Origin of the sequence: Streptomyces sp. Ru73, assembly GCF_002920575.1 — a bacterium.
Taxonomy (GTDB): Bacteria; Actinomycetota; Actinomycetes; order Streptomycetales; family Streptomycetaceae; genus Streptomyces.
Map to the genome: position 1 here is coordinate 1 of NZ_PQSQ01000092.1, position 25,060 is coordinate 25,060.

Sequence of the window (25,060 nt, forward strand, 5' to 3'; positions counted from 1 at the left end):
AGGACGCGGTCGCCCGGAACGCGGCGGTGAAGGCGGCGGTCAAGGCCATCTGGCCGCCGGTCGACCCGGCGAAGCTGGTGCTGCGGCTGCTGAGCGACGCCGACTTCCTGGCCGAGCACGCCGAGGGCATCCTCACCGACGAGGAGCAGAAGACGATCCTGTGGACCCGGCCGGCCCGCAGCGTGCGCAGCGCCAAGTGGTCCCCCGCCGACGCCGTCCTCGTCGACGAGGCGCACGACCTGGTGGAGCGCACGCACTCGCTCGGCCACGTGGTGCTGGACGAGGCGCAGGACCTCTCCCCCATGCAGTACCGGGCCGTGGGCCGGCGCTGTTCGACCGGCTCGGCGACCGTGCTGGGGGACATCGCGCAGGGCACGACCCCGTGGTCGACGGACACATGGGAGGAGGCGCTGGCGCACCTGGGCAAGCCGGACGCCGCGGTCGAGGAGCTGACGCAGGGCTTCCGCGTGCCGCGCGAGGTCATCGCGTACGCGTCGCGGCTGCTGCCGGCCATCGCGCCGGACCTCTCGGAGGCGACCTCCATCCGGGAGGCGCCGGGCGACTTCGCGATCCGGCCGGTGGCGCCGGAGGCGCTGGACGCCGCGGTGATCGAGGCGTGCCGCGAGGCGCTGGCCAAGGAGGGCTCCATCGGCCTGATCGCCGCCGAGCCGCGGCTGCCGGCGCTGCGCGAGGCGCTGGCCGCTGCCGGGCTGAGCACGCTCGATCCCGGCGAGGAGACCTCGGCCGAGTCCCGGCTCACCCTCGTGCCGGCGACGCTCGCGAAGGGTCTGGAGTACGACTACGTGGTGCTGGACGAGCCGGCGGCGCTGGTGGACGCGGAGCCGGACCGCCGGACGGGGCTGCGCCGCCTGTACGTCTGCCTCACCCGTGCGGTCTCGGGCCTGACGATCGTGCACGGGGCGCCGCTGCCGGAGGAACTGGCGGACTGATCCGCGGGCCGTCCGCCGCCGGCGCGCCGGGGGCGGGCCGCGCCCCGGGTGCGCGCCCGGCCGTCCGCCCGCCGCCCGCGCCTCAGCCGTACAGCGCCACGCGCCTCGGCCGTCCGCCCGCCGCCCGCGCCTCACTCGTCCAGCGACGCCCGCGCCTCAGTCGTCGAGTGCTGCGCGCCAGGTGCGGACGGCGGGCGGGGAGACCGGTGCCGACCAGCCGGCCGGGCGGGCCGCGCCGCCGATGTGGAAGGCGGTGACGCCGGCGGTGCGCAGGCGGGGCACGTGGGCGAGGGCGAGGCCGCCGCCCGCCATGATCTGCGGGCCGTACCCCGGTTCGCCGGACGCCGCGCGGGCGGCCTCGGCCTCCAGGACCGGCAGTCCGTCCGCGACGCCGTCGGCCGAGCCGGCGGTGAGGTACGTGTCCAGGCCCGGCCGGCCGTCCAGGCGCTTGCGCAGGCCGTCGCGGTCGGCGGCCCGGTCGATGGCCCGGTGGAAGGTCCACCGGCAGCCGTCGATCACCGCGGTCAGCGCGTCCACGGCGGCGAGGTCGGGCCCGCCGTCCTCGGCCAGGAAGCCGAGGACGAACTCCTCGGCGCCCTCGGCACGGAGCGCAGCGGCGTCCGCGCACAGTGCGTCGAACATCCGGGGGTCACCGGCGGCGAAGCCGTCCGCTGCGCGCAGCATGACGCGTACGGGGATGCCGACGGCGGCCCGGACGGCGGCGAAGACCTCGCGCGGCGGGGTGAGGCCGTCGGACGCCATGTCCGTGACCAGTTCGAGGCGATCCGCCCCTCCGGCCTCGGCCGCGGCGGCGTCCGCTGCATCGAGCGCGATCACCTCGAGGATTGGTCTAGACATGTGCCCAAGGGTGCCACACCCGGCCGGTCACCGCTACGGAACGGCACCGATGCGCCACGGAAGCGGTCCGGAAGCGGCGCCCCGGGCACGCCGGCGGTCGGCGCGGATCACGGTGTGAGGCCGTCGGCCTGGATGCGCACAATGGGCACATGGCTACCTCTCCGACGGACCCGACGGACCGCACGGACCCGGGCGGGCAGCTGCGCCGCCGCTGGCACGATGCCGTCACGGCGCTCCGGGACGCCGGGGCCGCCGCTTCCGGCGCCGCCCCCGACGCGTCGCCGGACCCCGCTCCGTACGCCGACAACCTGCTCAAGCGCTGGGCCGAGCCGCAGCGCAGGTACCACACGACCGATCATCTGGCCGCGGTGCTGGACCGGATCGACGAGCTCGCGGCGTACGCGGCCGAGCCCGACGTCGTACGGCTCGCCGCCTGGTTCCACGACGCCGTCTACCGTCCCGACCGCTCGGAGAACGAGGAGCGCAGCGCGGCGCTGGCCGAACGGGCGCTGCCGGAGCTGGGGATCGGTGCGGAGCACACGGCGGAGGTGGCGCGGCTGGTGCGGCTCACGGTCACGCACGACCCGGCGGAGGGGGACGGCAACGGCGAGGTGCTGTGCGATGCGGACCTGGCGGTGCTGGCCGGCGCCCCGGAGCAGTACGCGGCCTATGCGGCGGCGGTCCGGGAGGAGTTCGGCTTCGTGCCGGACGAGGCGTTCCGGGCGGGGCGGGCCGATGTGCTGCGCCAGCTGCTGGCGCTGCCGCGGCTGTTCCGCACGCCGGAGGGATACGACAGATGGGAGCGGCTGGCCCGGCGGAACCTGGGCACGGAGCTCGACCTGCTGACGTCGTAAGGAGGGCGGCGGGCGCGGGCGCCGGGGTCCGGGGCACACCGCACGCGTTTTTCAGCCCTCTTCTCGCGCTGCTCGCGCTCGGTTCAGCGCCGCTCTCCCCGGCTGCGCGCGTTGGCCAGCGCGGTCCTGGCGGCCAGGCGTTCGCGCGGCGTGGCTTCCCGCGCGTCGGCCGGCGGGCAGTCCCATTCGCGGCCGCCCCCCGGCGGCCGCAGCTGCATGTAGGGCCCCTCGTGCCCCATCACCTCTCCGATCCGGCCGAACCTGGTGTCGACCACGTACGAGCCCTTAGCCGGGAGCGTCACCGGGCACCCCACCCCTCCGGTCACTGCTGACCTCACTGCGCCTCACCGCGCCTCACTGCGCCTCATCGCGCTCCGTCGCGTCTCACTGGTTGTGTCTATATGGTGACGGTCCGGGTTTAAGCTTGACAGAGGGTGACATCCAACAACACCAGGTGCACGACAGGGAGTGGACCATGCCGAAGCCGAAGCAACTGGACGCATCGCTTTCACCGCGCGCGCTGTACGGCGCCGAGCTGCGGTACAAGCGGGAAAAGGCAGGGCTGACGCAGGCGGAGCTCGGCGCACCGATGTTCGTGAGCGGGTCGTTCATCGGCCAGCTCGAATCGGGTGCTCGCCGTATGCAGATGGAGTACGCGCGGCGGATCGACGAGATCCTCGAGACGGACGGCTTCTTCGAGCGGAACGCCGAAGCCGCCCAGCGCTCGCGCTATCCGGAACACTTCGCGGACGCCGCGGAGTTCGAGTCCTTAGCCGTTTCGATCAGGGAGTACGCACCGCTGCTCGTGCCGGGGCTGCTGCAAACGGAGGAGTACGCGCGCGCCGTGTTCCGCGCGGCCCGCCCGGTGGCTCCGGAGAGCGTCATCGACGATCTGCTCTCCGCGCGGCTGGACCGCGCCCGCATCCTCGACGATCCAACAAAGCCGATGTTCTGGGCGGTCCTCGACGAGAACGTCCTGCGCCGCCCCGTGGGCGGTCCGGCCGCCATGCACACCCAGCTCGCGCACATCGCGGCACTCATGCGCCGCAATCGCGTCATCGTGCAGGTCCTGCCCTATTCGGAGGGTGCGCACGCGGGCCTCGAAGGCTCGCTCAAGCTGATGACATTCGCAGATGCACCGCCCGTCGCATACCTCCAAGCCCTTGAAACAGGTCAGATGTTGGATGAGCCTTTGCGTGTGGAACGGTACGGCCTGGCTTACGATCTCGTCCGGGCCGCTGCACTGTCACCCGAAGCGTCCCTCGTTCTCATCGAGTCGGCGGCGAAGGATTTCCAGGATGGTCATGGATAACCACACGTTCCTCCCCGGACGGCACGGAGCCGTCCACGGCGCGGGCCACGGTGCGCCGAGCACCGCGGCCCGCCGCTCCGCGAGTCCCGCACCGGACCTCTCCCGCGTCCGCTGGCGCAAGAGCAGCTACAGCGGCGGCAGTGGCGGCGACTGCGTGGAGATGGGCTACGGCGCACCGGGCGCGGTCCCGGTGCGGGACAGCAAGAAGCCCTCGGGGCCGGCGATCGTCGTGCCCCGGTCGGCGTGGTCGGCGTTCGTCACCGCGGTGCGGGACGACGCGCTGGCCCCCGCCGCCGGCGCCTGACGGCCCCGGGCAGGGGCGGCGGGTGACGCCCGCGCCACCTGCCGGTGACGGCGGCCGGACCGGCGGATGACGGTCCCTTCGGCGCGGACCCACCGGGAATGTCAGGCGTGTTCACGCTGTTCATGCGTGTCATGCCTGTCCCCACCGATCGCGCCGAACGCGCCCGTATGCCCATCGCCGTCTACGTTCTCGGCCTGTCCGTCTTCGCTCTCGGCACGAGCGAGTTCATGCTCTCCGGAATCCTCCAGCCACTGGCCCGGGACATGGACGTCTCCATCCCGCAAGCCGGCCTGCTGGTCTCGGCGTTCGCGATCGGCATGGTGGTCGGCGCTCCGACGCTGGCCGCCGCCACGCTGCGCCTGCCGCGCCGCACCACACTGATCGGACTGCTCGCGGTCTTCGGCCTCGGCCAGGTCGCGGGTGCCCTCGCGCCTTCGTACGGCGTGCTGTTCGTCTCCCGTGTGGTGAGCGCGCTGGCCTGCGCGGGCTTCTGGGCGGTCGGTGCGGCCGTTGCCGTCTCGCTCGTGCCCTTCTCCGCACGCGCCCGCGCGATGGCCGTGATGGTGGGCGGTCTCAGCATCGCCAACATCGCGGGCGTCCCGGCCGGCGCGCTGCTCGGCCAGTCGGCCGGCTGGCGCGCCGCGTTCTGGGGTGTGGCGGCGCTCTCCGCGATCGGCCTCGTCGGTGTGGTCGCCCTCGTGCCGCGCACGGAGGTGCCCACCGGCGAGGACCGTCCGCAGCTCCGCCGTGAGCTGCGGATCTACCGGGACAAGCAGGTCTGGCTCGCGCTCAGCGCCACCGCGCTGAACGCCGCCGCGGTGTTCGCCCTCTTCTCGTACCTCTCCCCGCTGCTCACCACCACAGCGGGGCTGGCCGAGAGCTGGGTGCCCACGGTCCTCGCGCTCTTCGGTGTCGGCGCGCTGATCGGTACGTCGATAGGCGGCCGGATCGCCGACGCGCACCTCTTCCCGACGCTCTTCGGCGGCATCGCCGCCTCCACCGTCGTGCTGGCGGTGCTCGCGCTGACCGCGCACAACTCCGTTGCCGCGGTGGCGCTTTCGCTGATGCTGGGCGTCACCGCGTTCGCCACGGCACCGGCCCTGAACGCCCGGATGTTCAACGTGGCCAACGCCGCGCCGACGCTGGCGGGGGCCACCACGACGGCCGCCTTCAACATCGGCAACACCCTCGGCCCGTGGCTGGGCGGCCTGGTCATCAGCGCGCACTGGGGCTACCCGGCCGTGGCGTGGACCGGTGCGGTGCTGGCGGCGGCCGCCGTCGTGGTGACCGTGCTGGCCCACCGGCTGCACCGCAGCACGGGCGCCGCCTCCCGGCTGGTCGCCTCCTCGGAGGAGCCGCAGGCCCACGAGGCAGCGGCGGAGGAGCGGGGCGCACAGGTGGGCGCCAAGCGCCTCTGACCCACGCGCACTCGATCTCGTACGACGGGCCCCGCCCGCCGCGTACGACTCGGGCGGCGCCACGGCATCCCGGCCGTGGCGCCGCCCTTCGTTTGCGGTACCGCTCGCGGTGCGGCTTGCTGTCGGCTCGCCGTACCGCTTACGGGATTCAGTGCGGCCGGTGCTTCGGGCGGCGCAGTCCGGCGGCCGTGAGCCGGCGCACCAGCTCCTTGCTGCCGATCTCGACCGCGCCGGCCCGTACGGCGTCGGCGTACCGTTCCGCCGGCAGGTCGTAGTGGTCGCGTTCGAAGGCCCGCCGCGGCGCGCCGATCCCGGCGGCGAAGGCATGCAGCTCCTCGAACGAGACGTCGCTCACCAGGTGCGACCACAGCCGGCCGTGCCCCGGCCAGGTCGGCGGATCGATGTAGATCGCCACGCCGGCCTCAGCGCCCGAGAGGCGCGCCGAGCGAGCCGACGCGCGCGACCGAGACCGCCGTCTTCGGGCAGACCCAGTGCGGGTCCGGGCCCAGCTCCGGCTCCACGTCCAGCGCGTGCGGGTCACCGCCCTCCGTGCACACCGGGCACAGCGGCCAGCGGCCGTACCGCTCCAGCAGGGAGTCCTGGACGTCCTGGGCGACCAGACCGGCGACGAACTCGGCGCCCTCCGGCCACTGCTCCACCCACCAGCGCCGGTGCGCGACCGCGTCCTCCACGAGCGAGACGATGTCGGCGTCGGCGACATCGCCCGCCATTAGGTCCGCGATCACCAGGGCCCGGGCGGCGTGCAGCGCCTGTTCCAACTCCATGCGTCCATTGTCGCGCGGACACGCCGGAGCCCCACACGCGTTCTGCTCCGCCACCGGAACTCAAGTTGTCCACAGGCCACGGTGAGGTATTGACGCCGCGCACCGCTGAAATTACTTTTCAGAGGTGAGCACGAGACTGAAGGAAACTTTCAACGGTGCGTCCGGCGACCGGACCGGCTCCCGCACGGCCCCCGCCGCGCGACGGCCCCAGCCCGACCGGACCCCGCCGGCCCCGGCGGCCCTGGCGGCCAAGGTGCGCACGCTGGCGCCGTCCATGACCCGCTCGATGCAGCGGGTCGCGGAGACCGTGGCCGGCGACCCGGCCGGCTGCGCCGCGCTCACCGTCACCGGCCTCGCCGAGCGCACGGGCACCAGCGAGGCCACCGTCGTCCGCACCTCCCGGCTGCTGGGCTACCCCGGCTACCGCGACCTGCGGCTGGCCCTCGCGGCCCTCGCCGCGCAGCAGGCCACCGGCCGGGCGCCCGCCGTCACCGCCGACATAGCGGTCGACGACTCCCTCACCGACGTGGTCACCAAGCTCGCGCAGGAGGAGCAGCAGTGCCTCGCCGACACCGCGGCCGCGCTGGACACCACCCAGCTGGAGGCCGCCGTGGCCGCGCTGGCCGGCGCCCGCCGCATCGATGTGTACGGCATCGGCGCCTCCAGCCTCGTCGGCCAGGACCTGGCCCAGAAGCTGCTGCGCATCGGCCTCATCGCGCACGCGCACGCCGACCCGCACCTCGCGGTGACCAACGCCGTGCAGATGCGGGCCGGTGACGTCGCCGTCGCGATCACCCACTCCGGCCGCACCACCGACGTCATAGAGCCGCTGCGGGTCGCCTTCGACCACGGCGCGACGACCATCGCGATCACCGGCCGCCCGGACGGCGAGATCGCCTCCTACGCCGACCACATACTCACCACGTCCACGGCCCGGGAGAGCGAGCTGCGCCCGGCGGCCATGTCGTCCCGCACGAGCCAGCTGCTCGTCGTCGACTGCCTCTTCGTCGGCGTCGCCCAGCGCACGTACGAGACGGCAGCACCCGCCCTCTCCGCCTCCTACGAGGCCCTGGCGCACCGCCACTCCCCCCGTCCCCGCTGATCCGCGCGCCACGCTCCGCGTCCCCCCGCAGCCGTACCTCCGGAGAGAACCCCCACCCATGACTTCCACCGCTGACCACGCCGCGCTGCGGGCCGAGCTGGACACCCTCACCACCGAGGCGTTCCGGCCCGAGCTCGCCGAGATCGACCAGCTGTCCACCCTGGAGATCGCCCGCACGATGAACGGCGAGGACGCCACCGTCCCGGCCGCCGTCGCCGAGCAGCTGCCGCGGATCGCCGCCGCCATCGACGGCGTGGCTGCCCGGATGGCCCGCGGCGGCCGGCTGATCTACGCCGGGGCCGGCACGGCCGGGCGGCTGGGCATCCTGGACGCCAGCGAGTGCCCGCCCACCTTCAACACCGACCCCGAACAGGTCATCGGGCTGATCGCGGGCGGCCCGCCCGCCATGATCACCGCCGTGGAGGGCGCCGAGGACAGCAAGGACCTGGCAGCCGCCGAGCTGGACGCGCTCGGGCTCACCGCCGACGACACCGTGGTCGGCATCTCCGCCTCGGGCCGCACGCCGTACGCCATCGGTGCCGTCGAGCACGCCCGCGCCCAGGGCGCGCTGACCGTCGGCCTGTCGTGCAACGCCGGCTCCGCGCTCGCGGCCGCCGCCGACCACGGCATCGAGGTCGTCGTCGGGCCCGAGCTGCTGACCGGCTCGACCCGGCTGAAGGCCGGCACGGCCCAGAAGCTGGTCCTGAACATGCTCTCGACCATCACCATGATCCGGCTGGGCAAGACCTACGGGAACCTGATGGTCGACGTCCGGGCGTCCAACGACAAGCTGCGGGCGCGCTCCCGGCGCATCGTCGCACTGGCCACCGGCGCGTCGGACGCCGAGATCGAGGACGCGCTCGCCGCCACCGACGGGGAGGTGAAGAACGCCATCCTGACGATCCTCGGCTCCGTGGACGGCCCGACGGCCGCCCGCCTGCTCGCCGAATCCGGAGGCCACCTGCGCGCCGCCCTCCGCGCCGCCGCCCAGGAAAGCTGACCGCCCGCGCCCTGCTGCCGGTGCCGTTCCTCCGGGAGCGGCGCCCTCCACTCCCCCCGCGCAACGACGCGCAGCCCTTCGACAGAACAGCGCCTGCACATGACCTCTGCATCTCCCCAGGGGAACTCCGGCTCCCCGGACAAGAACCGCGCCACCGCCGCCGCGCTCCTGCCCCTCGTCGGCGGCGCTGCCAACATCACCTCCGTCGCGCACTGCATGACCCGGCTCCGCCTCGGCATCAAGGACCGCTCGCTGGTCCAGGACGACGCGCTGAAGGCGCTGCCGGCCGTCATGGGCGTGGTCGAGGACGACACGTACCAGATCGTGCTGGGCCCGGGCACCGTCGCCCGCGTCACGCCCGTCTTCGAAGAGCTGGTCGAGGAGGAGCGGGCGGCCGCCCCCGAGCCTGCCTCGGCGACGGCCGGGACCGCCCCCGCCGAGGGGACCGGTGCCGCCGGCCCGGCAGGCGGCACCGCCCCGTCCGGCACGGCGGGCGGCGCGGGCGCGCCCGGTGCCCCCGCGCCCACCACCGCCGACGAGCTGGCCGAGCGGGGCGCAGCCCTGAAGGCCCGCCGGAAGGCGGCGAACGCCACCCCCTTCAAGCTGTTCCTCCGCCGGATCGCGAACATCTTCGTCCCGCTGATCCCCGCCCTCATCGGCTGCGGCATCATCGCCGGCATCAACGGCCTGCTGACCAACCTCGGCTGGCTGCCCTCCCTGGTCCCGGCGCTCACCGCCATCGCCTCCGGCTTCATGGCCCTGATCGCGGTCTTCGTCGGCTACAACACCGCCAAGGAGTTCGGCGGCACGCCGGTCCTCGGCGGCGCGGTCGCGGCGATCATCGTCTTCCCCGGCGTCGCGAACATCAGCGCCTTCGGCCAGAAGCTCTCGCCCGGCCAGGGCGGCGTCCTCGGCGCGCTGGGCGCCGCCGTGCTGGCGGTGTACGTCGAGAAGTGGTGCCGCAAGTGGGTCCCCGAAGCGCTGGACGTACTGGTCACCCCGACCCTCACCGTCCTGCTCACCGGCCTGGTGACGATCTTCGGCCTGATGTACGCGGCCGGTGAGGTGTCCACCGCCATCGGCACGGCCGCGAACTGGCTGCTGGCCCACGGCGGCGCGCTCGCCGGCTTCGTCCTCGGCGGTCTCTTCCTGCCCCTGGTGATGCTCGGCCTCCACCAGGCGCTCATCCCGATCCACACCACCCTCATCGAGCAGCAGGGCTACACGGTCCTGCTGCCGATCCTGGCGATGGCGGGTGCGGGGCAGGTCGGCGCGGCGATCGCGGTCTACCTGCGGCTGCCGCGCAACGGCTCGATCCGTACGACCATCAAGTCGGCGCTCCCGGCCGGCTTCCTCGGCGTCGGCGAGCCGCTGATCTACGGCGTTTCGCTGCCCCTCGGGCGGCCGTTCGTCACCGCCTGCGTCGGCGGCGCGGTCGGCGGCGGCTTCGTCGGCCTCTTCAACCAGCTCGGCACGGCCGTCGGCTCCACCGCCATCGGCCCGTCCGGCTGGGCCCTCTTCCCGCTCCTCAAGGGCAACCACGGCCTCGGCACGACCGCCGCGATCTACGCCGTCGGCCTGCTCGCCGGTTACGTCGTCGGCTTCCTGGCCACCTACTTCTTCGGCTTCAGCAAGCAGATGCTGGCCGAGCTGAACGCCGACACCGCCGCGCGGTCCCCCGTGGCCGGCGGCACCGGGACCGGCACGGCCGCCGCCGGCGGCTCCGCCGCGGCGAAGGAGCCCGCCTCCGTCTGACCCGGCCGGCGCGGCACCCGCCGCGCCCCCGGCACGGCGCCCGGAGAACGCCCGAGGGCGGCACCCCCGCGATGGGGGTGCCGCCCTCGGTCCGTACAGCTGTGAACAGCCGATCCGTTCCCGGAAGGGGTGGATCAGAAGTCCATGTCACCGCCGGGCATGCCGCCCGGAGCGGCCGCAGCGGCCTTCTCCGGCTTGTCGGCGATGACGGCCTCGGTGGTGAGGAAGAGCGCCGCGATGGAGGCGGCGTTCTGCAGCGCGGAGCGGGTGACCTTGGCGGGGTCGATGATGCCCTCGGCGATCATGTCGACGTACTCGCCGGTCGCGGCGTTCAGACCGTGGCCGACGGCCAGGTTGCGCACCTTCTCCACCACGACGCCGCCCTCGAGGCCGCCGTTGACGGAGATCTGCTTCAGCGGGGCCTCCAGGGCCAGCTTCACAGCGGCGGCACCGGTGGCCTCGTCGCCCTCGAGCTCCAGCTTCTCGAAGACCGAGGAGGCCTGCAGCAGGGCCACGCCACCGCCGGCGACGATGCCCTCCTCGACGGCCGCCTTCGCGTTGCGGACGGCGTCCTCGATGCGGTGCTTGCGCTCCTTGAGCTCGACCTCGGTCGCGGCACCGGCCTTGATGACGGCCACGCCGCCGGCCAGCTTCGCCAGGCGCTCCTGCAGCTTCTCGCGGTCGTAGTCGGAGTCGCTGTTCTCGATCTCGGCGCGGATCTGGTTGACGCGGCCCTGAACCTGCTCGCTGTCACCGGCACCGTCGACGATGGTGGTCTCGTCCTTGGTGATGACGACCTTGCGGGCGCGGCCCAGGAGGTCCAGACCGGCGTTCTCGAGCTTGAGGCCGACCTCCTCGGAGATGACGGTGCCACCGGTGAGGATGGCGATGTCGCCGAGCATGGCCTTGCGGCGGTCACCGAAGCCCGGGGCCTTCACGGCGACGGACTTGAAGGTGCCACGGATCTTGTTGACGACCAGGGTGGACAGCGCCTCGCCCTCGACGTCCTCCGCGATGATCAGCAGCGGCTTGCCCGACTGCATGACCTTCTCCAGCAGCGGAAGGAGGTCCTTCACGTTGGAGATCTTGGAGTTGACGATCAGGATGTACGGGTCGTCGAGCGACGCCTCCATACGCTCCATGTCGGTGGCGAAGTACGCCGAGATGTAGCCCTTGTCGAAGCGCATACCCTCGGTGAGCTCCAGCTCCAGACCGAAGGTCTGGGACTCCTCGACGGTGATGACGCCTTCCTTGCCGACCTTGTCCATGGCCTCGGCGATCAGCTCACCGATCTGGGTGTCGGCCGCGGAGATGGAGGCGGTGGAGGCGATCTGCTCCTTGGTCTCCACGTCCTTCGCCTGCTCCAGCAGGGCGGCGGAGACGGCCTCGACGGCGCGCTCGATGCCGCGCTTCAGGGCCATCGGGTTGGCGCCGGCCGCGACGTTGCGCAGGCCCTCGCGGACCAGGGCCTGGGCCAGGACGGTCGCGGTCGTCGTGCCGTCACCGGCGACGTCGTCCGTCTTCTTCGCGACCTCCTTGACCAGCTCGGCACCGATCTTCTCGTACGGGTCCTCGAGCTCGATCTCCTTGGCGATGGACACACCATCGTTGGTGATCGTGGGGGCGCCCCACTTCTTCTCAAGGACGACGTTGCGGCCCTTGGGGCCAAGGGTGACCTTGACGGCGTCGGCGAGCTGGTTCATCCCGCGCTCGAGACCGCGCCGTGCCTCCTCGTCGAACGCGATGATCTTGGCCATGTGAAGTGGTCCTCCCGGACAGGGGTGGAAACGCAGTGGACCGTTCCAGTGCCCGCGACGGACGGCCTGCGGCCAGTGGTTCCCTGCCCCACCGGACCGCGGGCCTCACCGGCCCGATCCGAAGTTCTGTCACTCTCACCTTCAGAGTGCTAACGCAATGATTAGCACTCGACCCCCTCGAGTGCAAGCGCCTCAGCCAGCCTGAGGGATGGCGCGGCAGCGCCGCAAGGTGGCTGTACGCACAACGAGAGGCCCGTGCTCCCCCTGGGGGAGCACGGGCCTCCGTACGCTGCAGTCGGTCGGCGCTTCAGCCGGCCACGCGAACCATGTCCGCCTGCGGCCCCTTCTGGCCCTGCGAGATCTCGAACTCGACCCGCTGACCTTCCTCAAGGGTGCGGTAGCCGTCCATCTGAATCGCGCTGTAGTGGACGAAAACATCCGCACCACCGTCGACCGCGATGAAGCCGTACCCCTTCTCCGCGTTGAACCACTTGACGGTGCCCTGAGCCATTCCTAACTCCCCTATTGCTGGCCCTTGCGCAGGACCGCACTCCGCGGACCCGGGTCAGACCTCACCCCCAAGGAGGGTGTGCGCCGGAACGCGTCGACCGCCGCTGAATGTATCTGCACCGATGCCCAGCGCAACAGGTCAATCGGACGAGAATTCTGCCCACGACCATTCGGCGATATCGGCCGAAGTCTCAACAAGTAGGGGCAAGCCGGGCCGGGCATAGCGCATCAACGCGACAAATTGCGCACACACTTTGCGCACATCTTGTCGCGTTCTCATATGCGTCGGGCACGCGCGCGGAGAGGATTAGCCCCAACTGTATCGCCTTTAACGACATGGAATCGCCCCGTCCGCTTCTGCTGCGGACGGGGCGATTCCGTCAGGCGTGAGCCGTCATTCACGAGACGGTGCACGAGGGGCGCACACGGGGCGCGCGAAGGGGCGTACGAGGCCCTTTTCAGCAGCCGCCGGCCACCGCGGGGATGATCGAGACGCTGGCGCCGTCCGGCGTCGCGGTCTCCAGACCGCCCTCGAAGCGGACGTCGTCGTCGTTCACGTAGACGTTCACGAAGCGGCGCAGCTTGCCGGTGTCGTCCAGCACGCGGGCCGCGATGCCGGTGTGGTTCTTCTCCAGGTCCGCGATGACCTCGGAGAGGTTCGCGCCCTCGGCAGGCACCTCGGCCTGGCCGCCGGTGTAGGTGCGCAGGATGGTGGGGATGCGGACGTTGACGCTCATGGTGTTCCTCTGCCTTCCGGGTTCAGTGGCAACGGGTGCGGGGCGGGGCTGCGGCCGGGTACCGCGGCTCAGCCGAGGCCGGCCTCGCGGAAGGAGTCCAGGCTCGGGCGGATGGTCGCGGTCGGGCCCGTGGTCGGCGCCACGGCGTCCAGCGTCTTCAGACCGTCACCGGTGTTCAGGACGACGAGGGACTTGGCCGGGTCGATCAGGCCGTTCTCGATGAGCTTCTTGGTGACGCCGACGGTCACGCCGCCCGCAGTCTCCGCGAAGATGCCCTCGGTGCGCGCCAGCAGCTTGATCGCGTCCACGACCTGCTCGTCGTTGACGTCCTCCACGGCGCCGCCGGTGCGGCGGGCGATGTCGAGCACGTACGGGCCGTCCGCGGGGTTGCCGATGGCCAGCGACTTGGCGATGGTGTTCGGCTTCTGCGGGCGCACGACGTCGTGGCCGGCCTTGAAGGCCGTGGACACCGGCGAGCAGCCCTCGGCCTGGGCGCCGAAGATCTTGTACGGCTTGTCCTCGACCAGGCCGAGCCGGATCAGCTCCTTGAGGCCCTTGTCGATCTTCGTGAGCTGCGAGCCCGACGCGATCGGGATGACGAGCTGGTCCGGCAGCTCCCAGCCGAGCTGCTCGCAGATCTCGTACGCGAGCGTCTTGGAGCCCTCGCCGTAGTAGGGGCGGAGGTTGACGTTCACGAAGCCCCAGCCCTCGCCCAGCGGGTCGCCGATGAGCTCGGAGCAGAAGCGGTTGACGTCGTCGTAGTTGCCCTCGATGCCGACCAGGTCGCCGCCGTACACCGCGGCCATGACGACCTTGCCGGCCTCCAGGTCGTGCGGGATGAACACGCAGGAGCGGAAGCCCGCCCGGCGTGCCGCCGCGCCGACCGCGCCGGCGAGGTTGCCGGTGGAGGAGCAGGACAGGGTGGTGAAGCCGAAGGCACGCGCCGCCTCGACGGCGATGGCCACGACGCGGTCCTTGAAGGAGTGCGTCGGGTTGCCGGAGTCGTCCTTCACGTACAGGCCGCCGGTGACGCCCAGCTCGGCGGCGAGGCGGTCGGCCTTGACCAGCTTGGTGAAGCCCGGGTTGAGGTTGGGCTTGTCGGCCACGTCGGCGGGGACGGGGAGCAGCGGCGCGTACCGCCAGATGTTGTCCGGACCGGCCTCGATCTGCTTCTTCAGACCCTCGGGGTCGCCGCTCGGCAGGTCGTACGCCACTTCGAGCGGCCCGAAACACTCCTGGCACGCGAAGATCGGGCCCAGCGGGAAGCGGGTTCCGCACTCCCGGCAGGACAGCGCGGCGGCGGGGCCGAGGGAGACGGCGGAAGTAGAAGTGCTTTCGGAAGCTTGCACAGCCATGGAGGCGAGGCCCTTTCTCCTCATCTTCCTCACGACGCATCTCGCCGTGAGACGGATTTGGCACCTTCCCTAGCCGGGAGCCTCGCGCGCTTCACTGCGACGGAGACCGGCTGGAGGGTTGCCGGGGCTTCAACGGGCCGTATCCCTCTGCCCCTCTGGATGAGCGGTATGGCCTGCGTGCGAAACGCAGGCGTTTGTTGAGCGGTGACCCCGGCATGCGGTGGTCATCCGCGTTGTTCAAGACTGTAACCGAAGGGGTGGATGGTTGAGATAGCCGTCCGAACCGCGAGATGGCTCACACCGCGTAGCGAGCAGGCTCGTACGCGTAGCAAAAGGAGACGGATACGTGCTGGAAGAGGTGGAGCGCTGGCTGGCCGGCCGCTCCTGGTCCGCCGCCGACCGACCGCTCGACCAGCTGCTGGCCGCCAAAGGCCGTACGGGGCAGACGGTCAGCGTAGTGCTGCCCGCGCTCGACGAGGAGGCCACGGTCGGCACGATCGTGGAGATCATCCGTCGCGACCTGATGTCCGCAGCGGTTCCCCTGGTCGACGAGCTGGTCGTGGTGGACTCCGGATCCACCGACCGCACGGCCGAGGTCGCGGCGGCGGCCGGCGCGCGGGTCGTGCACCGCGACGCGGTCCTGCCCCGGTTGGCGACCGTCCCCGGCAAGGGCGAGGTGCTGTGGCGCTCACTGCTGGCCACCAGCGGCGACATCGTCTGCTTCGTCGACGCCGACCTGCGCGAGTTCTCCGCCGACTTCGTGTCCGGGATCGTCGGGCCGCTGCTGACCGAGCCCGGGGTGCAGTTCGTGAAGGCGATGTACGACCGGCCGCTGGGTGACGGGGCTGCCGGTTCCGGTGCCGGCCAGGGCGGCCGGGTTACCGAGCTGGTGGCCCGTCCGCTGCTCAATCTGCACTGGCCGCAGCTGGCCGGGTTCGTCCAGCCGCTCGGCGGCGAGTACGCGGCCCGCCGCTCGCTGCTGGAGCGGCTGCCCTTCCCCGTCGGGTACGGCGTCGAGCTGGGCCTGCTGGTCGACGCGCTGCACACGGTCGGCCTGGACGCGCTGGCGCAGGTGGACGTGGGCGTGCGCAAGCACCGGCACCAGGACGGGCAGGCGCTGGGCCGGATGGCAGCGGCGATCTACCGCACCGCCCAGCTGCGGCTCGCCCGCGGCCACCTCGTACGGCCCCGGCTCACCCAGTTCGAGCGCGGCGAGGAGGGCGGTTTCGTGCCGCGTACGACCGCGGTGGACACCGAGGAGCGGCCGCCGATGCGCGAGGTGCCGGAGTACGCGGAGCGGCGGGCTGCCTGAGCCGCAAGGCGGGGCCGGACCGGGGCCGGGCGCGCTCGTGCGGGGCGCCCGGCTGCCCGGCGCGGGCCGCGCGCGGCGCCCGACGTGCGGCTGCGCCCGCGGGCGCGCTGCGGGCCGTACGTTTGAGCGGATCTGTGGCGGGTTAGGTCATCGGCATGGTCTCCAGCAGCTCAGGTGCCCAGGTTCTCGTCGCGTCCAACCGCGGTCCGGTCTCCTACGCCCTGGACGAGGACGGCACGCTCACCTCCCGGCGCGGCGGCGGCGGTCTGGTCTCCGGCCTGTCCGCGATCGGCTCCGACGCCGGGGCCGTCTGGGTGTGTGCCGCGCTCGGCGACGGCGACCGGGAGGCGGCCCGGCGGGCCGCCGCCGGTGACGGGCTGCTGGACCCCGGCGACACCGGCGGGCAGCACGTCAGGATGCTGGACATCCCGGCCGAGGTGTTCGCCGACGCCTACAACGGCATCGCCAACTCCGTGCTGTGGTTCGTCCACCACCTGCTGTACCAGACACCCCTGGAGCCGTCGTTCGACGCGGACTTCCGCGGCCAGTGGGCGGCGTACGAGGCGTACAACACCGCCTTCGCCGACGCGCTCGCCGAGGCCGCCGCGCCCGGTGCCGCCGTCCTCGTGCAGGACTACCACCTCACGCTGGTGCCGGGGCTGCTCCGCGAACGCCGCCCCGACCTGCGCATCGGCCACTTCTCGCACACCCCGTGGGCGCCGCCGGACTACTTCCGGCTGCTGCCGGACGACGTGGCGGCCGAGGTGCTGCGCGGCATCCTGGGCGGCGACCGTGCCGCGTTCCTGACCCGGCGCTGGGCCGAGGCGTTCGCCGAGTGCTGCGCCGCTGTGCTGGGCGCCGAGGTGGCGCGGGACGGGGAGGCGGGCCTGCGCGTCACGTACGAGGGCCGGACCACCCGGCTCGGCGTGCACGGCCTGGGCGCCGACGCGGACTTCCTGCGCGACCGCTCCCGGCAGCCCGACGTCGACGAGCGGCTGGCGGATCTGCGCGAGCAGATCGGCACCGGCGAGGACGGCACGCCCCGCAGGACGATCGTGCGGGTGGACCGTACGGAGCTGTCGAAGAACATCGTGCGCGGGCTGCAGGCGTACCGGCGGCTGCTGACCGACCGGCCAGAGTGGCGCGGCCGGGTGGTGCACATAGCGTTCGCCTACCCGTCGCGGCAGGACCTGGCGGTGTACCGGGAGTACACCGAGGAGGTCTCGCGGCTGGCCGGGGAGATCAACGACGAGTTCGGCACGGACGGCTGGCTGCCGGTCGTGCTGCACGTCAAGGACGACTTCGCACGCTCCCTGGCGGCCTACCGGCTCGCCGACGTCGCGCTGGTCAACCCCATCCGCGACGGGATGAACCTCGTCGCGAAGGAGGTGCCGGTGGTGTCCGAGGCGGGCTGTGCGCTGGTGCTCTCCCGGGAGGCCGGGGCCTGCGCCGAGCTGGCGGACGACGCGCTGGTGGTCAATCCGTACGACATCGGGGGCACCGCCGAGGCGCTGCACGAGGCCCTGACGATGCCCGCTGAGGAGCGGGCCGACCGCTCGAAGCGGCTGGCGATGGCGGCCACCGCGCTGCCGCCGGCGCAGTGGTTCCTGGACCAGCTGCGGGCGCTCTCGGACTGAGGCCGGTTCTCCGGGCGCGAGGGGCGCTGCGGGGCCGGGGCCGGCCGGAATCCGGGGTGCTCCGGGCGGTGCGTTGCCGGCCGGCCCGCCGTCGTGGCTGGTCGCGCAGTTCCCCGCGCCCCTGGGGGCTGCGCCCCTGCGGGCGCGCCCTCAGGAGTGCGCCAGTGCCTCCGCCAGTCCCGTCAGCAGTTCGACGACGCCCTGGGGGCCCGGTACGACCAGGTCGGCGCGGGTCGCCAGTTCCTCGGCGCCCTCGCCGGCCGTCGCGGAGCTGCACACCAGCACGCCGGCCAGTCCCTCGGCGCGGAGCGTGTCGACGGCGGCGTACGCGGCCAGGTCCCCGAGGTCGTCACCGGCGTAGAGGACCGCGCCCGCGTCCACCTCGCGCAGGTACGACGTGAGCGCGACGCCCTTGTCGACGCCGGGCGGACGCAGCTCCAGGACGAAGCGGCCCGGCTCGACGATCAGGCCGTGCCGCTCGGCGAGCGCGGCCAGCGGCGCGCGCAGCCGTTCGAACGTGCCCTGCGGGTCGGCGGTGCGGCGGGTGTGCACGGCGACGGCCCGGCCGCCCTTGGTCTCGATGGCGTCCTCGACCGGCGCGTCCTGCCAGGCGCCGGAGTCCGCCAGCAGGCCGGGCAGCTCGGCGGTGGCGGCGGCGACGCCGGGCGGCGGCGCGGGCGCCTCGATCCGGCCGGTCGCGGCCTCCCAGCGCTCCGCGCCGTAGTGCCCGAGGACGACGAGGTGGTCCAGGCCGTCCGCCTCGGCGAAGCCGCCGAGCCGTACGGCGGTCTCCGCAGGGCGGCCGGTGATCACCACGACGGCGCGCAGCAGCGGGGCGAGCCGGGCGAGCGCCCGGACGACGCCGGGGTGCGCACGGGCCTGTTCGGGGTCGGGGACGATGTCGGCGAGGGTGCCGTCGAAGTCGAGCGCGACGACGGATTCGGCGGGCCGGGCGAGGAGGGTGGCCAGGCCCGCGCGGCCCGCTTCGGTTTCCGGCCGCACGAGGAGGTTCTCAGGGCTGCCCATGGGACGGAGCCTAACCGGTGGGAAGCGCCGAGCGGAGACCGCACGGACGATCCCGCGGGGACAAACCGGCGCGGCCCCCGGGGGACCTCAACGGCGGGCCCGGCGGTCTTCTCGTACTCGCCGCAGGCGGTTGATGGTCACCGGGTCGTGGGCCAGCGCGCGGGGATCGTCCAGGAGGGCGTTGAGCAGCTGGTAGTAGCGGGTCGGCGAGATGCCGAGCCGCTCGCGTATGGCGCGCTCCTTGGCGCCGGGGCCCGCCCAGGAGCGACGCTCCACGGCGAGCACGGCCTCGTCGCGCGCTGAGAGCCGGTCGGACGGCGATTCGGACACCACACGCCCACGATAGCCCCGCGGTACGACATCCCTACTGATCACCCGGGCGGGCGCGCGGCGTCCGCGCCCGCCGGCGTCACCGGGTCGAGCTGTCCGCCTCGTTCGCGGTGTTCTCGATGTCGGTGAGGACCGTCTGCGGGTCGCCGCCGCTGCCGACCGCCTCGCCCATCTTCGCCTTGATGGTCTTGCTGACGAGGGGCCAGGAGGTCTTGTCGGCGGGGTAGAACTCCGCGTCGGGCAGCTGCTGCAGGAAGCCGTGCAGCTTCTTGTACTTGTCGTCGGCGAGCATCTCCTGGGAGGCGGAGACGGTGACCGGCAGCAGGCCGTAGTCGCCGGAGAACTTCAGGACGTTGCCCTTGTCGTAGACGAAGTCGAGGAACTTCCCGATCTGCGCGCGGTGCCCGTTCTGCTTGAAGCCCATCATCCAGTCGGCGACGCCCATGGTGGACTTGGCGGGGCCGTTGATGCCGGGCAGCGCGACGGTGCCGTAGTCGACGCCCTTGGCCTTGGCCTGCTGCATCAGGGTGGGGTGGCCGTTGAGCATGCCCACCTCGCCGCTCGCGAATTCGTTGAAGCCGGTCTGCCGGTTGAGCTTCGCCGGGTCACCGCCGGTCAGCCCCGGCGCGACGAGGTTGTCCTTGATCCACTTGAACGTACGGACGTTCTGCCGCGAGTCGATGGTGTACTTGCCGATGGAGTCGGTGTAGCCGCCGCCCCCGCTCAGCATCCAGATCATCGTCTCGGCCTGGGTCTCCTCGGGGCCGAGCGGCAGCGCGAACGGCGTCTTCACGCCCGCGTCCTTCAGGAGCTGCGCGTCCTGCTTGATGTCCGACCAGGACTTCGGCGGGCTGGCGATGCCGGCCTGCGCGAAGAGCTTCTTGTTGTAGAAGAGGCGGCGGGTGCTGGCCCCGAAGGGCAGCCCGTACTGGACGCGGTGGTACTCGCCCGCCTCGGCCAGAGCGGGGGTGAAGTCCGCCTGGGTGCTGATGGAGAGCAGGTCGTCGGCGCTGTAGAGCTTGCCCTCCGCCGCGTAGTCGGCGTAGGCGCCGATCTGCGCCATGTCCGGGGCGTTGCCGGCCTTGACCCGCTTCTCGACCTCCTTGTCGACGTCCTTCCAGCTGTAGACGTCGACGTCGACCTTGATGTGCGGGTTCTTCGCCTCGAAGGCCCGCACCACGTCGTCCCAGTAGTGCTTGCTGGAGTTGGCGGCGCTGTCGCCGTAGTCGGCGGCGACCAGCTTCAGGGTGACGTCGTCGTCGCCGACGGGCCCGCCGGAGCAGGACGCCAGGGTCAATGTCATGGCCGTCGCGATACCCGCTGCCGCCAGGCTCTTGTAGCGTCGCTGTACTGCCATTACGTGCCCTTTTCCACCCTTTGAGTCCAGATGTGCCGTACGTTCCCGGGACGCGCCGCAGCCTGGGGGGTCACCCTCAGCCGCACGCATGAGCTGCGAGTCTCCCCCGCACACCCTCACAAGGTCTACACCACCCAAGGTCTCCATTCCGCATCGTGATCCGGAACGGAAGCCTCCCTCGGCACCCGGAGTAACCGGCCGGTAACCATGCCGTACACCGACCGCACGCCGGCCGCGCGGCGACGCCCCGGCGAACCGCCGCCCAACTCCCCGCGTACCCAGCCCGAACGGCTCCCCCGTGCGGCCGGCACCCGCCAGGACCGCAACTGGACTAGACCTCTCGGCGCCCTTCGCGGGAGACTGGCCCGCGTGAGACATGTCATCGCGCTCGATGTGGGCGGCACCGGGATCAAGGCCGCACTCGTCGGTACGGAGGAGACGCCGGCCGACGGCACGCCCGCCCGGCCCCCCGTACTGCTGCACGAGGCCCGCCGTCCCACGGAGCGCGCACGCGGCCCCGAGGCGGTGATCGAGACGATCCTCGGCTTCGCCGCCGAACTGCGCGAGCTGGGCGCCCGGCGGTACGGCGTGCCCGCTGCGGCCGCCGGCGTCGCCGTCCCCGGCATCATCGACGAGGCCGGCGGCATCGCCGTGTACGCCGCCAACCTCGGCTGGCGGGACGTCCCGCTGCGCCGCCTGCTCTCGGAGCGGCTCGCCGGCGTCCCCGTGGCGCTCGGCCACGACGTGCGCACCGGTGGGCTCGCCGAGGGCCGCATCGGCGCGGGCCGGGGCGCCGACCGGTTCGTCTTCCTGCCGCTCGGCACCGGCATCGCGGCCGCCATCGGCATCGACGGACGGGTCGAGGCCGGGGCGCACGGCAGCGCGGGCGAGATCGGGCACATCGTCGTGCGCCCCGACGGCCCGCCCTGCGGCTGCGGCCGGCGCGGCTGCCTGGAGACGCTGGCCTCGGCCGCCGCCGTCGGCCGGGCCTGGGCCGCGGCCTGCGGCGACCCGGACGCCACCGCCGCCGACGCCGCCAAGGCCGTCGAGTCCGGCGATCCGCGCGCCCGCGCCGTCTGGCAGGAGGCGGTCGACGCGCTCGCCGACGGCCTGGTCACCTGCCTCACCCTGCTCGATCCGCGCACCCTGATCATCGGCGGCGGGCTCGCCGAGGCGGGCGACACGCTGTTCGCGCCTCTGCGGGACGCGGTCCGGCGGCGGGTTACGTTCCAGCCGCTCCCCTCGATCGTTCCGGCGGCGCTCGGGGACGCCGCCGGCTGCCTGGGCGCAGGACTGCTGGCCTGGGATCTTCTCTCCACGGAGGTAACTGCCTGATGGCGGACCGAACCATCCTCAGCGGCGCCCGGGTGGCGCTGCCCGCCGGCGTCGTCGACGATCTCACCCTCACGGTGGACGGGTCGTCCCTCGCCGTGGGCCCCGCGGCCGGCACCACCGTCGACCTGTCGGGTCACCTGATCGTGCCCGGCTTCGTGGACATGCACGTGCACGGCGGGGGCGGCGGCTCCTTCTCCTCCGCCGACCCCGAGGAGTGCCTGAAGGTCGCCGACACCCACCGCCGCCACGGCACCACCTCCATGGCCGCCTCCACCGTCACCGGCGACCTGGCCGACCTGGCCCGGCAGGCGGCCGTCCTGTCCGAGCTGGTCGAGCAGGGCGAGCTGGCCGGCATCCACTTCGAGGGCCCGTTCATCTCGGCCCACCGCTGCGGCGCCCACCAGCCCGAACTGCTGCGCGACCCGGACCCGGCGGACGTCCGCAAGCTGGTCGACGCGGCCCGCGGCACGGCGAAGATGATGACCCTCGCGCCCGAGCTGCCCGGCGGCCTGGACTCCGTACGCCTGCTGGCCGAGTCCGGCGTCATCGCGGCCATCGGCCACACCGACTCCTCGTACGACGCGACCCGCGAGGCCATCGAGGCGGGCGCCACCGTCGCCACCCACCTCTTCAACGCCATGCCCGGCCTGAACCACCGCACCCCCGGGCCCATCGCGGCGCTCCTGGAGGACGAGCGGATCACCGTCGAGCTGATCAACGACGGCACCCATCTGCACCCCTCCGTGCTGGAGCTGGCGTTCCGTCACGCGGGCGCCGAGCGCGTCGCGTTCATCACGGACGCCATGGGCGCGGCCGGCATGAGCGACGGCATGTACCCGCTCGGGCCCATGCAGGTGCAGGTCAGGGACGGCGTCGCGCGCATCGCCGACGGCCCCACCGCCGGCTCGATCGCGGGCTCCACACTCACCCTCGACCTCGCCTTCAAGCGCGCCGTCACGATCGACGGCATCGGCATCGAGCAGGCCGTCCAGGCGCTCTCGGCGAACCCGGCCCGGCTGCTCGGTATCGACGACCGGACCGGCTCCATCGAGCCCGGCAAGGACGCCGACCTGGTGGTGCTGGACGCGGCGTACGACCTGGTGGGGGTCATGCGCCGGGGTGAGTGGGTGGTACGGCCGCCGCAGGCGGGGTAAGTCCTGGGTGCGGACGCGGTCCGGGCGGGCACCCCGTCCGGGCTGGGCCGATTGATCCGGATCCGCGGCCCCGGCGGTCACCGTGCCCTGTGCCAACTGCCGTCAGCGATGGCATGATCGCTCGCGCACTCGTCCGTCCACGGCCGTCCCGAGCGGCCGTCCGACCACTGCGCGGGAGGGGGAACCATGATCCTCACGGTCACGCTGAACGCCGCACTCGACATCACCTACCGGGTACCGCGGCTCCGCCCGCGCGGCACCAATCGGGTGACCGAGGTGTCCGAACGCCCCGGCGGCAAGGGCCTGAACGTCGCCCGGGTGCTCGCCGCCCTGGGCCACGCCACCGTCGCCACCGGTTTCGCCGGCGGCGGCACCGGCGAAGCGCTGCGCGCCATGCTCGCCCAGGAGACCGGCGTCACCGACGCGCTGGTGCCGATCGGCGCCGCCACCCGGCGCACCGTCGCCGTCGTGGACACCGCCGGCGGCGACACCACCCAGCTCAACGAGCCGGGCCCGACCGTCTCCCCCGCCGAGTGGGACGCCTTCCTCACCCGGTACCGCGAACTCCTCGACGACGCACAGGCGGTGGCCCTCTGCGGCAGCCTGCCGCCCGGCGTGCCCGTGGACGTGTACGCGCGCCTCACCCGTACGGCCCGCGCGGCCGGCGTCCCCGTCCTCCTCGACACCAGCGGCGAACCGCTGCGCCGCGGCCTCGCGGCCCGGCCCGACCTCGCCAAGCCCAACGCGGACGAGCTGGCCGCGCTGACCGGCCACAACGAGCCGCTGCGTGCCGCGCGGGACGCGCGCCGCCGGGGCGCGCACACGGTCGCGGCCTCGCTCGGCGCCGACGGCATGCTCGCGGTGACCGCCGACGGCTCCTGGCAGGCCGCGCCGCCGCGGCGGCTCGCGGGCAACCCCACGGGCGCCGGCGACTCGGCGGTGGCCGGGCTGCTGTCCGGCCTGGTGGAAGGGCTCTCCTGGCCGGACCGGCTGGCCCGCGCCGTGGCCCTGTCGGCCGCGACGGTACGGGCCGAGGGAGCCGGCGAGTTCGACCGCGCCACGTACGAGGAGATGCTGGCCGAGGTCACCGTGACGGACGGGCCCGCGGCGGCCTGAGCCGGGGGTTCCGGGCGGCGGCTCCGGCCTGCGGTTCCGGTGGCTTGTCGGCCGGCGGTCCCGGCTTCGGCCTGCGGTATCGGCCGCGGACTGGTGGTCCCGGTCGCGGCCGCCGCCGCTACGGCTGGGTGACCTGGCCCGCCTTGAGCCAGACCTGGTCCAGGTTGAAGTCGCACTGGTTCCCCTGCTCGCAGGAGATCTTGATCGTGTTGGTGCCCTTGTTCAGCTGCGCGTAGGCGTAGGTCCGGGTCCAGCCCTTCTCCCAGTCGCCTTCCTTGGCCCCCGCGAAGTTCTTCATGTTGAGGCTCGAGTCGCGGGCCTTGCCGTTGATCGACAGGGTGGCGTCGGCGTCCTTGCCGGGCACGCCGTACCCCACGAAGATCGTGTACTGGCCGTCCTTGGGCACGTCCAGCTGCCACGTCGCGGCGGCGCCCGGCGTGTTCATGCCAGTGACGTAGAGGCCGCCGGACGAGCGGGCGCCCGGGATGTCCTTGGCGGTGGTCGCTGTGCCGTCCAGGCGCAGGCTGCCCGCGTCGGCCTTGGGCAGGTCGGCCTCGGCCGGCTTGTCGGACGGCTTGCTGCTCGGCTCGGCGCTCTCGCTCGCGGACGCGCCGGTGCCGCCGGCCTGGTCGTTCTTGCCCTCGTCGCTGTTGGAGACCATCGCGACGCCGATGCCGACGCAGACCACGGCCACCACGGCGATGGCGCCGATGAGCAGGCCGTTGCGGTTGCGGCGCGGGCCCTGGTCGGAGCCGCCGGCGCCGTGCGCGCCGTGCCCCGCGGCGCGCTGTCCGCCGCCGGGCAGCGTCTCGGGCGCCGCGTAGTGCGCGTTCTGCCGGCCGTACGCCTGCTGCTGCGGCGCCTGCTGGCCGTACTGCTGCTGCCCGTACTGCCGCTCACCGACGGCGCGCACCTGGTTGTAGGACCTTCTGGGGACGCCCGGCTGCCGCACCGCCGCGCCGGCGCCCGACGTACCCTGCGCGCCCGCCTCGCCGCCCTCCGAGCGGTAGAGGTAGCCGAACGGATCGTCGTTCTCCGGCGTGTCCGTGCCGTTACTACCGGCCGTCATTCCGCGTCACTCCCCAGCGGTCTTGCA

At 72.9% G+C, this 25,060-nt stretch carries 24 protein-coding genes, 1 pseudogene and 1 riboswitch; of the genes and pseudogenes, 13 read left to right on the forward strand and 12 right to left on the reverse strand.

The window, feature by feature from the left end:
* Positions 1-950 (forward strand): annotated as a pseudogene (locus C3486_RS29305) (AAA family ATPase); the annotation flags it as partial.
* A gap of 156 nt (positions 951-1,106) precedes the next feature.
* On the opposite strand, the gene C3486_RS29310 reads toward C3486_RS29305, so the two are convergent.
* Positions 1,107-1,808 carry a copper homeostasis protein CutC gene (locus C3486_RS29310; RefSeq protein WP_103835802.1) on the reverse strand — a complete coding sequence of 234 codons (702 nt, stop codon included), beginning with the start codon at positions 1,806-1,808 and terminating at the stop codon, positions 1,107-1,109.
* 149 nt (positions 1,809-1,957) lie between these two features.
* On the opposite strand from C3486_RS29310, the gene C3486_RS29315 reads away from it, so the two are divergent.
* Positions 1,958-2,662 carry a hypothetical protein gene (locus C3486_RS29315; RefSeq protein ID WP_103835803.1) on the forward strand — a complete coding sequence of 235 codons (705 nt, stop codon included), beginning with the start codon at positions 1,958-1,960 and terminating at the stop codon, positions 2,660-2,662.
* Positions 2,663-2,745: 83 nt separating this feature from the next.
* Here C3486_RS29315 and C3486_RS29320 read toward each other — a convergent pair whose 3' ends face one another.
* Positions 2,746-2,964, reverse strand: a complete 219-nt coding sequence (locus C3486_RS29320) for a hypothetical protein (protein ID WP_103835804.1) — start codon at positions 2,962-2,964, stop codon at positions 2,746-2,748.
* 173 nt (positions 2,965-3,137) lie between these two features.
* Between C3486_RS29320 and C3486_RS29325 the strand changes: the two genes are divergently transcribed.
* From C3486_RS29325 to C3486_RS29335, 3 genes are all read left to right on the forward strand, one after another.
* Positions 3,138-3,974, forward strand: coding sequence for a helix-turn-helix transcriptional regulator (locus C3486_RS29325; RefSeq protein WP_103835805.1), 837 nt, complete (start codon positions 3,138-3,140; stop codon positions 3,972-3,974).
* Positions 3,967-4,278 (forward strand): DUF397 domain-containing protein, encoded by a 312-nt coding sequence (locus C3486_RS29330; protein WP_103835824.1) that lies wholly within the window; start codon positions 3,967-3,969, stop codon positions 4,276-4,278. Before C3486_RS29325 ends, C3486_RS29330 begins: the two co-directional genes overlap by 8 nt.
* Positions 4,279-4,445: 167 nt before the next feature.
* Positions 4,446-5,696 carry a Cmx/CmrA family chloramphenicol efflux MFS transporter gene (locus C3486_RS29335; protein ID WP_103835825.1) on the forward strand — a complete coding sequence of 417 codons (1,251 nt, stop codon included), beginning with the start codon at positions 4,446-4,448 and terminating at the stop codon, positions 5,694-5,696.
* A 148-nt stretch (positions 5,697-5,844) separates the two neighbouring features.
* Here C3486_RS29335 and C3486_RS29340 read toward each other — a convergent pair whose 3' ends face one another.
* Together C3486_RS29340 and C3486_RS29345 are read right to left on the reverse strand one after the other, a co-directional pair.
* On the reverse strand, positions 5,845-6,111 hold the full coding sequence (locus C3486_RS29340) for a DUF4031 domain-containing protein (RefSeq protein WP_103835806.1): 267 nt from the start codon (positions 6,109-6,111) through the stop codon (positions 5,845-5,847).
* Between the two features lie 7 nt (positions 6,112-6,118).
* On the reverse strand, positions 6,119-6,481 hold the full coding sequence (locus C3486_RS29345) for a hypothetical protein (RefSeq protein WP_103835807.1): 363 nt from the start codon (positions 6,479-6,481) through the stop codon (positions 6,119-6,121).
* Positions 6,482-6,605: 124 nt separating this feature from the next.
* On the opposite strand from C3486_RS29345, the gene C3486_RS29350 reads away from it, so the two are divergent.
* The 3 genes from C3486_RS29350 to C3486_RS29360 all read left to right on the forward strand — a co-directional run bounded on the left by C3486_RS29350 (position 6,606) and on the right by C3486_RS29360 (position 10,338).
* Positions 6,606-7,583: a MurR/RpiR family transcriptional regulator gene (locus C3486_RS29350; protein WP_103835808.1), complete on the forward strand. Its 978-nt coding sequence runs from the start codon at positions 6,606-6,608 to the stop codon at positions 7,581-7,583.
* 58 nt (positions 7,584-7,641) lie between these two features.
* A complete protein-coding gene (gene murQ / locus C3486_RS29355) occupies positions 7,642-8,583 on the forward strand; it encodes an N-acetylmuramic acid 6-phosphate etherase (RefSeq protein ID WP_103835809.1) in 942 nt (313 codons plus the stop codon).
* Between the two features lie 99 nt (positions 8,584-8,682).
* A complete protein-coding gene (locus C3486_RS29360) occupies positions 8,683-10,338 on the forward strand; it encodes a PTS transporter subunit EIIC (protein WP_103835810.1) in 1,656 nt (551 codons plus the stop codon).
* A gap of 134 nt (positions 10,339-10,472) precedes the next feature.
* Here the strand turns inward: C3486_RS29360 and groL are convergent, their stop codons facing one another.
* The 4 genes from groL to thrC all read right to left on the reverse strand — a co-directional run bounded on the left by groL (position 10,473) and on the right by thrC (position 14,697).
* On the reverse strand, positions 10,473-12,095 hold the full coding sequence (groL, locus tag C3486_RS29365; RefSeq protein WP_030022296.1) for a chaperonin GroEL: 1,623 nt from the start codon (positions 12,093-12,095) through the stop codon (positions 10,473-10,475).
* A 307-nt stretch (positions 12,096-12,402) separates the two neighbouring features.
* Positions 12,403-12,606, reverse strand: a complete 204-nt coding sequence (locus tag C3486_RS29370; RefSeq protein WP_003986833.1) for a cold-shock protein — start codon at positions 12,604-12,606, stop codon at positions 12,403-12,405.
* Positions 12,607-13,063: 457 nt separating this feature from the next.
* Positions 13,064-13,342, reverse strand: coding sequence for a MoaD/ThiS family protein (locus C3486_RS29375; RefSeq protein WP_103835811.1), 279 nt, complete (start codon positions 13,340-13,342; stop codon positions 13,064-13,066).
* Between the two features lie 68 nt (positions 13,343-13,410).
* Entirely contained in the window at positions 13,411-14,697 is a 1,287-nt protein-coding gene (gene thrC / locus C3486_RS29380) for a threonine synthase (RefSeq protein ID WP_103835812.1), read from the reverse strand.
* Between the two features lie 17 nt (positions 14,698-14,714).
* Positions 14,715-14,863: riboswitch (SAM riboswitch) on the reverse strand.
* 180 nt (positions 14,864-15,043) lie between these two features.
* Between thrC and C3486_RS29385 the strand changes: the two genes are divergently transcribed.
* Positions 15,044-16,009, forward strand: a complete 966-nt coding sequence (locus C3486_RS29385) for a glucosyl-3-phosphoglycerate synthase (RefSeq protein WP_103835813.1) — start codon at positions 15,044-15,046, stop codon at positions 16,007-16,009.
* A gap of 155 nt (positions 16,010-16,164) precedes the next feature.
* Positions 16,165-17,646 (forward strand): trehalose-6-phosphate synthase, encoded by a 1,482-nt coding sequence (locus C3486_RS29390; RefSeq protein ID WP_103835814.1) that lies wholly within the window; start codon positions 16,165-16,167, stop codon positions 17,644-17,646.
* Between the two features lie 150 nt (positions 17,647-17,796).
* On the opposite strand, the gene otsB is transcribed toward C3486_RS29390, so the two are convergent.
* The 3 genes from otsB to C3486_RS29405 all read right to left on the reverse strand — a co-directional run bounded on the left by otsB (position 17,797) and on the right by C3486_RS29405 (position 20,305).
* Positions 17,797-18,672: a trehalose-phosphatase gene (otsB, locus tag C3486_RS29395; protein WP_103835815.1), complete on the reverse strand. Its 876-nt coding sequence runs from the start codon at positions 18,670-18,672 to the stop codon at positions 17,797-17,799.
* Between the two features lie 87 nt (positions 18,673-18,759).
* Positions 18,760-19,005, reverse strand: a complete 246-nt coding sequence (locus C3486_RS29400; RefSeq protein WP_258053055.1) for a DUF3263 domain-containing protein — start codon at positions 19,003-19,005, stop codon at positions 18,760-18,762.
* A gap of 76 nt (positions 19,006-19,081) precedes the next feature.
* Entirely contained in the window at positions 19,082-20,305 is a 1,224-nt protein-coding gene (locus C3486_RS29405) for an extracellular solute-binding protein (protein ID WP_103835816.1), read from the reverse strand.
* 423 nt (positions 20,306-20,728) lie between these two features.
* Here C3486_RS29405 and C3486_RS29410 point away from each other — a divergent pair, with 423 nt between their 5' ends.
* The 3 genes from C3486_RS29410 to pfkB all read left to right on the forward strand — a co-directional run bounded on the left by C3486_RS29410 (position 20,729) and on the right by pfkB (position 23,964).
* Complete coding sequence (locus C3486_RS29410; protein ID WP_103835817.1) at positions 20,729-21,694, forward strand: ROK family protein; 966 nt, start codon at positions 20,729-20,731, stop codon at positions 21,692-21,694.
* Positions 21,694-22,848 carry an N-acetylglucosamine-6-phosphate deacetylase gene (gene nagA / locus C3486_RS29415; RefSeq protein WP_103835818.1) on the forward strand — a complete coding sequence of 385 codons (1,155 nt, stop codon included), beginning with the start codon at positions 21,694-21,696 and terminating at the stop codon, positions 22,846-22,848. Before C3486_RS29410 ends, nagA begins: the two co-directional genes overlap by 1 nt.
* A gap of 186 nt (positions 22,849-23,034) precedes the next feature.
* Positions 23,035-23,964: a 1-phosphofructokinase gene (pfkB, locus tag C3486_RS29420; RefSeq protein WP_103835819.1), complete on the forward strand. Its 930-nt coding sequence runs from the start codon at positions 23,035-23,037 to the stop codon at positions 23,962-23,964.
* A gap of 118 nt (positions 23,965-24,082) precedes the next feature.
* Here pfkB and C3486_RS29425 read toward each other — a convergent pair whose 3' ends face one another.
* Positions 24,083-25,033 carry a CBM35 domain-containing protein gene (locus C3486_RS29425; protein ID WP_103835820.1) on the reverse strand — a complete coding sequence of 317 codons (951 nt, stop codon included), beginning with the start codon at positions 25,031-25,033 and terminating at the stop codon, positions 24,083-24,085.
* Positions 25,034-25,060 lie beyond the last annotated feature (27 nt).